An 8,247-nucleotide genomic window follows, 5' to 3' on the forward strand; every position below is an offset into this window, starting at 1 on the left:
GAAGAAATTTGGCGGTATTATTCGAAGGGGATTTATTCGACGGGGAGTGGGTCAATTCTTTTTCGGCGATCCTGGGTCAATTATAGACCGGCGGTAACAATATGACCCAGTAGGCAAATAACAGACTAAAACATCTGCCTGAGCATCCCTCAATTTCTTGGTAACATATTTTGTCTCTACTTGACGCGCTTGCTCCGCAGGTCTAATGATTTGAGAAAGGTGCCCATCAATCCCATCCAGAAGTGGTCCAGCTGTTACAATAACATTTTGCAAAGGAATATCTATATGTTTTTTTGCAATATTTGGCTCGGTAAAAGCCGCATCAGCCAGATCCAATCCAACTTTTCGTTGATCTACTTCAAAAGCACAAACGAAATCAATATCCTTAACTCTATAACCGCCGATTTCCTCATGCATAATTCCAGAAAGGCTTTGACCGGCCTCTTCTCTTTTGGCCATAGCAACCAATTGGATAAGACTGGAAGCACATGATCCAACTCCAGCAATTGCGACCCGAATATTATTAGGCAAAATAAACACAACCTTTCAAATATATTTTCGAATAACCCGCTGACAAAACAATTTACCAATTTAGGCTCTTCCCATCTCGAAAAAAACCTCCTGATGGACCATCATTGGGCAATGTTGCCGCCCATACGATCCCCTTAGCACCTTCTTCAACAGATCGGACTGCCCTTGATCCCCCCATTCGGGTTCGAACCCAGCCAGGACAAACAGCATTTACTAATATATTAAATCCAGCGGCCTCTGCTGCAATTATACGAGTCACGATGTTCAGGGCCGCTTTAGATATTCGGTAAAAAGGCCCACTACGCAAATCTCGTCGAATTGATTCATTTACTTGCATACTTGCGATCCTTCCCATTCCACTTGAAACATTTACAATCCTTCCGTAGTTAGCCTGCTTCATATACGGAAAAAAGACTTGAATTAGACTTAATGCTCCGCACACATTCGCTTCCATTGTAGATATCAATAGTTGAGCATCCATTTCTAATATGCTTGGATATTGGCCATTCATTTCATTATCCAAAAACACACCTGCATTATTTATTAGAACATCAACTCTGCCAAACTCCTGTGTAATAAAATCTCTGAGACATTCGATACTTTTTTGATCAGTGACATCAAGTTGATGACCAATAACCATCTTCCCGGTACAATCAAGCTCTTGTGCAGTTCTATGTGCATCATTTTCATTGCGAGCAGTCAGACAAACTTGGTAACCCTTAATTTTCAGTTGCCAACATACTTCTTTTCCAATGCCTCGATTAGCGCCTGAAACAACAGCAACACGTTTTTCTCCTATCTTAAACACCTCCTATCATTAAGCTCAAATTGTCTTAATCACTGAAGTTAAGAGTCTTTTAACAGAAACAGCGGCGTTTAAAGACCAGTCGAGATACCAGTTTAATAGTTCGGGAGTTTCAGTATACATAAGACGCAAATAGCGACCGGTAGGCAAAAAATGAAGCTGTAATATAGGAATAATCACTTGTAACTCAAGGAGAGATAGATTATTATGTGCCGAGTAGGTTTGAAGAAATGTTTTTGTACGTCTAGGATCAATAGCAAAACTCCCACGTTTTTTTCGTGTTAAGAAAAATGCTGCTATTGCCAGGTCATAAATACGTGGTCGAACTTCAATCGTGTCAAGATCAAGCACTGAAATAATTCGATTTTGACTAAATATTAAATTCGTCCCATGAAAATCTCCATGTGTAAGAACATAGGGAAGGGTCTGATACAAATCAAATGAAAGTAATGAGAGTGAATCTTCCAGGATATCAGCATATTTAGATGAGAGCTGTGTAACTTGTTCTTTATTACAACAATTTAATAGTTCAATTTCTGTCTCTTTTAAGCAGACATCAGGGTGTTCTAACCAATACTCAATACCGATATTGGGATTAGGAGGACCTGACGGCAAGTTTTTAATATTATGCAAATCAAGAATTATGCGTATGGCTTCGACCATATCAGTATCTTGACCAAGCTGAAAAAATCTCCCTTTAACATAGGGCCTTAACTGCCAATGATATCCTGCATGGTAAATAGTTCGATCACATTGTCGAGATTTTAATATTGGGGCAACAGGAAATTCGTAGCGTAATAACATATCTGTCAGTTTTTCCAAGTGCAGAAGCCACTCTCTATCATTATTTCGAACACACTTCCTTAATACATAATCTCCTGAACTGCTTGTTATCAACCAAACCCGATTGGGACTAGCACCTTGAAGTGGATCTATGTTTGTAAAACTGTCCATAAAAAATCGAGTAAACACTTCTAATGCAAGCTGAGCCTCGTTCGTTCCACCCTCTCTGGTCATACTAAATATCCCCCCATGGGCATTCCTAATCATCAATTTAAAAAGCAATTATGCATAATTTTTATAGCATCTGTCCAATTCATTTCTTCTGTGAGTTCAAATAGCGGTACATTGGATTCTCCTACTGATAAAATGGGGTTGATTTCCATTTTCGTAATCTGATCTTTATCCATGCCATTTTGCATCAACAAGTTACCGAAAGATGTATCTTGAATATGAACTAACTTGTCTTGATGTACATCACTGAAATAACGGATAATACCAAATAATCCTTCTACAGGCCCTGGGGAGATGTGAATTCCATTAAAACGAATACTTACATTTGACAAATTAAACTCCTTGTTATATTTCAACAATAGATGTCTTAACGATTCTTGTGCGGCCAAATATGGGTTAATATCGCCAACCAATTTCTGACGTATATCTTTTAGATCTCTGGATGACAGACATTCAAATACTACTACTGCATTTCCTTCTTTTGTAAACCAATCCAATTGGCAAGGATAGAAGGGATTAAGGACAACATAGTCTGTACCATCAATTTTTAAGGAAATAGCATATACCCCAGAGCCAAGCTTAACTGTCTTAACATTTTGTGAAAGAACTTCTAATGCAAGTGGAGACAAACTGGGGTATCTTTTTAAAACTTGAAAACTACCTTCTACTTTGCAGATATTATCTTTGATTTGCGGAAACATCTGGTATAATCGCTTTCTTACAATATCGGGACATGCTTCTAATCCATACTTCGACACTTTATTTAATACAGAATACTGTTTTTTGATGAGATCGTGTTTCTCTAAATATTTTGCAGAGAATACTCGAATAGCTCTTATCTGAACACCCCATAAATAAAATCTATTTTCAATTAATTCCAATACCCCTTGAATATTAACTCCATCCTGAATTCTGCATAATTCTGGTTTTAACATGCAAATGAACTGGTTGGTTTTTGTGTCGGTTTTAGGATTAAAATGATACGGATATATCCAAAACGCTAATGGTTCTTCTGGCCTAGCCACGCATTCACCTAAAGCTTCCAAAATCTCAGATTTCAAAGCCCACCACCCCACTCTCGTATATATTCAAAGAAATTACCACATAGTGATCCCTTTAAATATTAACTCTTCAGTAATACTGTCCACGGACCTAATACGTGAATCAATAATTCTTCTTAATGTTCCTTTATCTTCCTCGTTCCCTGTCCAGCCCTCAATGTGTACAATAACTTCATCCGGATCATATAAAGAAGCTGCTTTTGAGGTTAATATATTCACCTCAGCTGACCTGTTATAAATACTATAAATTTCTTCTGCTAACCGCTGAGCAAGTATCCCATAAAGTTTTCCTGTATGATCGAGTGGATTCTTACCTGCAGGAGCCTCTATGCTCATAGACCTCATAGGGGTAATTAATCCGTTTATACGGTTACCACGCCCCACAACACCAACATCTCCCGTATCTGCAACAGATCCGAAAACTGTTAAATATGGACGACTTGTTCGATCTCCATCTGGATTTATTATTATATCGATATCCTTTTTGAATTTTTTTATAATATTTTCCTTGATTAACATTGTAACCTCTTCTTTTCGATGAATATATTGAGATTTCGAACGAATATACTTTGCAATGAAAGGCAAATTCACTAACAGCTTAAACTTATCATCATGACGACTCCCTAATACTTTCACATCCCAACCTGTATCCGGGTTGACTCGCTTAAATTCTGCACTATTTATATATCGTTCACAGAAAAGTACCATCTGTTCAAGACAAGTCAATGGTGCGTACCCAGACAACAAGTTGCAATCATTTGAAATACGGTTTTTATCATCAAGAGAAACTAAATCATCTAAGACCATTGGACGATAACGAGAATTTTTTCGACTCGGTCCACAATAGTCGACAACTTGTACAGATATCTCAAGGCTTCTGGAAGGTTCAAAGTCCGTTAATACCTCTGACAACACATCTACAGCTGCTTGATGCAATATTTCATAAACAGGTATTTTCTGATTCCCAAAAGCATAAGCGGCCTTACCGGCAAAGATGACAATATACGGTCTTATCAATTCACCTCTTCCAAAGTCAATATCCGCTTCACCACCGATCAGCATAACCTTATCAAACCAATGATGAGCAACCCGACCAAATCTTTGAATACAGTGTCGAGAATAATATTGTGATGCTCTCTCTGCAATTGCATCACATATAGTATCTGGATGACCAACACCTTTACGTTCGACCAATTCAAAACGATGGTTCTCCACATCAATTCCCGAACCTGAAGCAATATAGATTTCCATTTAATAACCCCCCCTGACAGAATATTAATAATCTAGAATATATTTACTAAATACTTTTCTATGGTTTACTGGTCAATTCCTTCAAATAATACGTGTTTTGTAAAATTGATGTCGACTAGATAAAATTAAACACCTTAAATTCATTGCCTTTTCAATCCACCACTATCCGGACATTATCAGATAAACATGCTCCGGCATCTACAGTAAACTCACAACCGAAATCGTCCCAGACAATCCTTATAAGCCCTGGTTGTATCGAGATTGAGATTAAGAAAATCCTCAATCGACTGAACATGACCACACTGTGGACATTCAAAGGTCGCTTTTCTTAAGTTCGGAAATCGCTTACTCATCTCCAGTAACCACTCATCTTCTGTTTGCTTGATCATATTATCGAACCCTTTTCTTTATCTTTCTGGCAAAGTAAAAAGTCATGATTGTGTTTGCAATCCCAACAACGAGAAAGAGATCGAGGAGTTGTAGCTGAATAACGTCGTCCATGTCAAATAAAAAAATCATTAGAGTCATCAAGAGTAGAAAGTAATCAAAAAATGAGGTTTTATCAGCGATTTCATATAAAAGAGGATCTTTACTTTTCCTTAGTAAGAAAATCATTTTCCCTAGAGCACATAAAACCCCAATCACACCTAAGCCAACCATCACGAGTGTTACCTCCTAGTACATAAGCACGAATCACCACGTTTTTTGTTATGAACCAATATTACTACTCCTTCAACAGACCAGCTGCGGCCCTTCCTGTTACTGAGATGGTATCTCCATCCCGAATGACGTGCCCACTCAACAAATGAAAGTTTAAATACTTCCCATCCTTGGTTTGAAACGTAACGGAAATCGGTTCGTTGATTTCACTCAGCGGGATATGTCGAAAATGGCAAAGAATCTGTACCTCGCCTTTTGCCAATTCATCATCTTCGTAAGGTACGGACGTAGCCAATACTTTATGTTGCGGAAGGATTGAGAAATCCTTCAAAAAGGCTCTCACTTTCTCTTCAGGTCCCTCTACAGTTAATCGCAACACCTTTCAAACACCCTTTAACTGACTGGATACCCGGCATTTCTCTCCGAGTATCCAATCCTTTGATGTGTTACCACTTTCCCATAATTACAATCCGTTTTCCTACCACCAAAATTTCCTGAACAGACCTGAGTAGTCAAAATCCCAATGAACTCCCTTGCACTCTTCCAATGTGACCTGATGCACTTGCAAAAAACGTTCGATCTTCCTCGGATTTTTAATCCTTTTCAGTCTATTTCTGGAAGGACAAATAACAATAAGTACTCGTTCCGATTGATCCCACCAGTAAATAATTTTTTCCTTCATCATTTAGGAACCCCTTCTACTCGGTTCCCTCTATCCCCTATCCATGATATAATGGGGAAAATAGCTTTATTTTGTCTGAGCCATTTTTTCTGGCTCTTTTTTTCTATCCGCAAAGATATCAAACGATTTTCCCGCTAGGATTTTCCTTCCTTCCTCAATTTCTGCGTAAATGACATCAAGCAAGGGCATCCGAATTTCTCCACCATTTTGGGTTATTAGATGAACAATCTTTACCCGGCGTGACGGTTGCAGATCTACTTCACATGTGAAACAAATCCGATCGTCATCAGCCATTTCCTGAACGCGCTCTTGGTGAAGTTCGATTTGTGGTCGTTGCTTTAGGTCACACAGAAATGGTTCGACTTGGTGTGCTTTGCCTTCAACTTGGAGTTTCAACATTACTTTCCTCCTTCCAAAAAACATTTATATGGAAATATTGCCAAACTTGTTGTTTGTATTATATAATATTTAAGAAAATTATTGCAAATTTCTGAAGTTATACTCTGATCAAACAAAATATTCACCAAATAACGGTTTAGGACAAAAAATTTCGGGCGTTACTCACCCGAAATAGGCGATATATTCAGTTAATTAGCAATAAATTATTGATTTTTCCCATCAACAAGTAAAAAAATTTTTTAGGAGGCTCATGTAAAATGAATAGAGTGGATAGAATCGAGTTTGGTAAGTTTATTCGTCAAGTAAGGAAATCGAAAAACTTACGCCAAAGTGATCTCGTAGATTCTTTTTTATCTCAAACCGTACTAAGCAATATAGAAAGTGGAAAAGGACAGGTTAGTGAGGATAAAATGAAATACGCATTAAAAAAATTAGGTTTAAAAGAGGATATTTCCGAATTTTACATACAGGAGAAGGAAAAGGAACAAAAAAACCGAGAAAGCAGCTTAATGGAAGAGTTGAAATTAAAACTGATTTCCATAGAAAATACCATTGACTTGGCAAACTATGAAGAAGGGTTAGAGCAGTTAAGAGAATTTCCTATTCCACAAAAACATCCATATCATGCTATTATTGAGTATCTGAAAGGGAAGTGTTATTTCAAAAAGAAGAATTGGAAAAAATCGTATAACCATTTTTTTAACGCAATTCATTTAATCGACCGGCAATTTCCTGAAATGAAATACACGAATTTAATAAGTGCTTGTTATCAAGACTTAAGTACAATAGAGTACATCCAAAATAACTTTAATCAGGCGCTTCGATATACTGAGGAGGCAGAAAAATATTTTGTTGAAAATGGCGAGAGAAAATATTGTAAACATTTAATTCTCATCAGTAAAGTGATTTATCTTGAAAAATTAAACCGCCTTGGTGATGCACAAGTAATATTAGACGAACTTTCACTAAACAATTATTCAGCTAATACAATGAATCTTTACATAAGCGAAAGTAAAGAGTCAGCATTAAATATGTATGAAATGCAAGCGAAACTGTTATTTAAAGGCAAAAGATTTCCCCAAGCCATCAATTATGCACTTAAGGGTATTGAACTTGCCCGTATCGATAAGATGTATGAACGTTCCCTGGAATTATGGACGACGTTGGGGAGTATTTATATTGAAATGGGCAAATTAAGTATGGCTGAATGTTGTTTTACAACAGGATTAAAGTTAAAGAAAAAAATTGCTAAGGAATATCTATTAGCTTACGTTTACTCACAGCTAGGAAAGTTGTACTATAAACAAGAGGACATCAAACTTTCTGAAAAGGAATTTCTAGAATCCTTGAAATATAGCAGAAAAACAAATGATGTTTTTCTTGAAATACAAGCTCTTATAGGCTTAGGAAAATGTCATATTAGCTTAAAAAAACATGATAAAGCACTAGATTATCTCAACGAGGCATTAAAGCTAGCCAAACAGCACTCTTTTACAGACCAAAAAAACGAACTTCTTCTCATAACAGCAAGTTTCCTACGCGAAATTGGAGACCCCACCTTTAAAAATTATGCTCTTGACTTCTTTTATTCCTATGCTGAAACATTCAACAAAGGGGGTGAAGTACTCATGCTAAACGAATTCACAACAAATAAACGTCGTTCAGCTGGCGATCCGCCAAACACCTAAGATGGTTCGTTATTATTGGCTCAATTTTACCCTAGTATACTCAAGTAAGTATACTAGGGTGAGGTTGTTGACAAAGAAGGTCAACAGCCTTTTTTGTTGAAAAGGTATAAAAAAACATTCCGAAGGAAGGTTTCTATGTTCAGGACGAATTCATCC

Annotated in this window: 10 protein-coding genes; 1 reads left to right on the forward strand and 9 read right to left on the reverse strand. The window is 37.2% G+C overall.

Annotated features, from left to right (window positions below; genetic code table 11):
• Positions 1-51: 51 nt before the first annotated feature.
• The 9 genes from I8U17_RS17420 to I8U17_RS17455 all read right to left on the reverse strand — a co-directional run bounded on the left by I8U17_RS17420 (position 52) and on the right by I8U17_RS17455 (position 6,403).
• A complete protein-coding gene (locus I8U17_RS17420; protein ID WP_198059919.1) occupies positions 52-531 on the reverse strand; it encodes a hypothetical protein in 480 nt (159 codons plus the stop codon).
• Between the two features lie 52 nt (positions 532-583).
• Positions 584-1,339, reverse strand: coding sequence for an SDR family NAD(P)-dependent oxidoreductase (locus I8U17_RS17425; RefSeq protein ID WP_370589286.1), 756 nt, complete (start codon positions 1,337-1,339; stop codon positions 584-586).
• 15 nt (positions 1,340-1,354) lie between these two features.
• Positions 1,355-2,353 (reverse strand): phosphotransferase enzyme family protein, encoded by a 999-nt coding sequence (locus I8U17_RS17430; RefSeq protein ID WP_198059920.1) that lies wholly within the window; start codon positions 2,351-2,353, stop codon positions 1,355-1,357.
• A gap of 32 nt (positions 2,354-2,385) precedes the next feature.
• Positions 2,386-3,411 carry a hypothetical protein gene (locus I8U17_RS17435; RefSeq protein WP_198059921.1) on the reverse strand — a complete coding sequence of 342 codons (1,026 nt, stop codon included), beginning with the start codon at positions 3,409-3,411 and terminating at the stop codon, positions 2,386-2,388.
• A gap of 36 nt (positions 3,412-3,447) precedes the next feature.
• Entirely contained in the window at positions 3,448-4,662 is a 1,215-nt protein-coding gene (locus I8U17_RS17440; RefSeq protein WP_198059922.1) for a methionine adenosyltransferase, read from the reverse strand.
• 209 nt (positions 4,663-4,871) lie between these two features.
• Positions 4,872-5,051, reverse strand: coding sequence for a VVA0879 family protein (locus I8U17_RS18950; protein WP_370589287.1), 180 nt, complete (start codon positions 5,049-5,051; stop codon positions 4,872-4,874).
• Between the two features lies 1 nt (position 5,052).
• Complete coding sequence (locus I8U17_RS17445) at positions 5,053-5,325, reverse strand: hypothetical protein (protein ID WP_198059923.1); 273 nt, start codon at positions 5,323-5,325, stop codon at positions 5,053-5,055.
• 61 nt (positions 5,326-5,386) lie between these two features.
• Positions 5,387-5,701: a hypothetical protein gene (locus I8U17_RS17450; RefSeq protein WP_198059924.1), complete on the reverse strand. Its 315-nt coding sequence runs from the start codon at positions 5,699-5,701 to the stop codon at positions 5,387-5,389.
• Positions 5,702-6,070: 369 nt separating this feature from the next.
• Complete coding sequence (locus tag I8U17_RS17455; RefSeq protein WP_198059925.1) at positions 6,071-6,403, reverse strand: hypothetical protein; 333 nt, start codon at positions 6,401-6,403, stop codon at positions 6,071-6,073.
• Positions 6,404-6,660: 257 nt separating this feature from the next.
• Between I8U17_RS17455 and I8U17_RS17460 the strand changes: the two genes are divergently transcribed.
• Complete coding sequence (locus I8U17_RS17460) at positions 6,661-8,091, forward strand: tetratricopeptide repeat protein (protein ID WP_198059926.1); 1,431 nt, start codon at positions 6,661-6,663, stop codon at positions 8,089-8,091.
• Positions 8,092-8,247 lie beyond the last annotated feature (156 nt).

Source organism: Thermoactinomyces sp. CICC 10521 (assembly GCF_016055135.1).
Taxonomy (GTDB): Bacteria; Bacillota; Bacilli; order Thermoactinomycetales; family Thermoactinomycetaceae; genus Thermoactinomyces_A; species Thermoactinomyces_A daqus.

Bases quoted from the DNA above. Each gene is read 5' to 3' on its own strand.
- I8U17_RS17440 (WP_198059922.1), bottom strand. From the start codon at position 4,662: ATGGAAATCTATATTGCTTCAGGTTCGGGAATTGATGTGGAGAACCAT.
- I8U17_RS17460 (WP_198059926.1), top strand. From the start codon at position 6,661: ATGAATAGAGTGGATAGAATCGAGTTTGGTAAGTTTATTCGTCAAGTA.
- I8U17_RS17455 (WP_198059925.1), bottom strand. From the start codon at position 6,403: ATGTTGAAACTCCAAGTTGAAGGCAAAGCACACCAAGTCGAACCATTT.
- I8U17_RS18950 (WP_370589287.1), bottom strand. From the start codon at position 5,051: ATGATCAAGCAAACAGAAGATGAGTGGTTACTGGAGATGAGTAAGCGA.
- I8U17_RS17430 (WP_198059920.1), bottom strand. From the start codon at position 2,353: ATGACCAGAGAGGGTGGAACGAACGAGGCTCAGCTTGCATTAGAAGTG.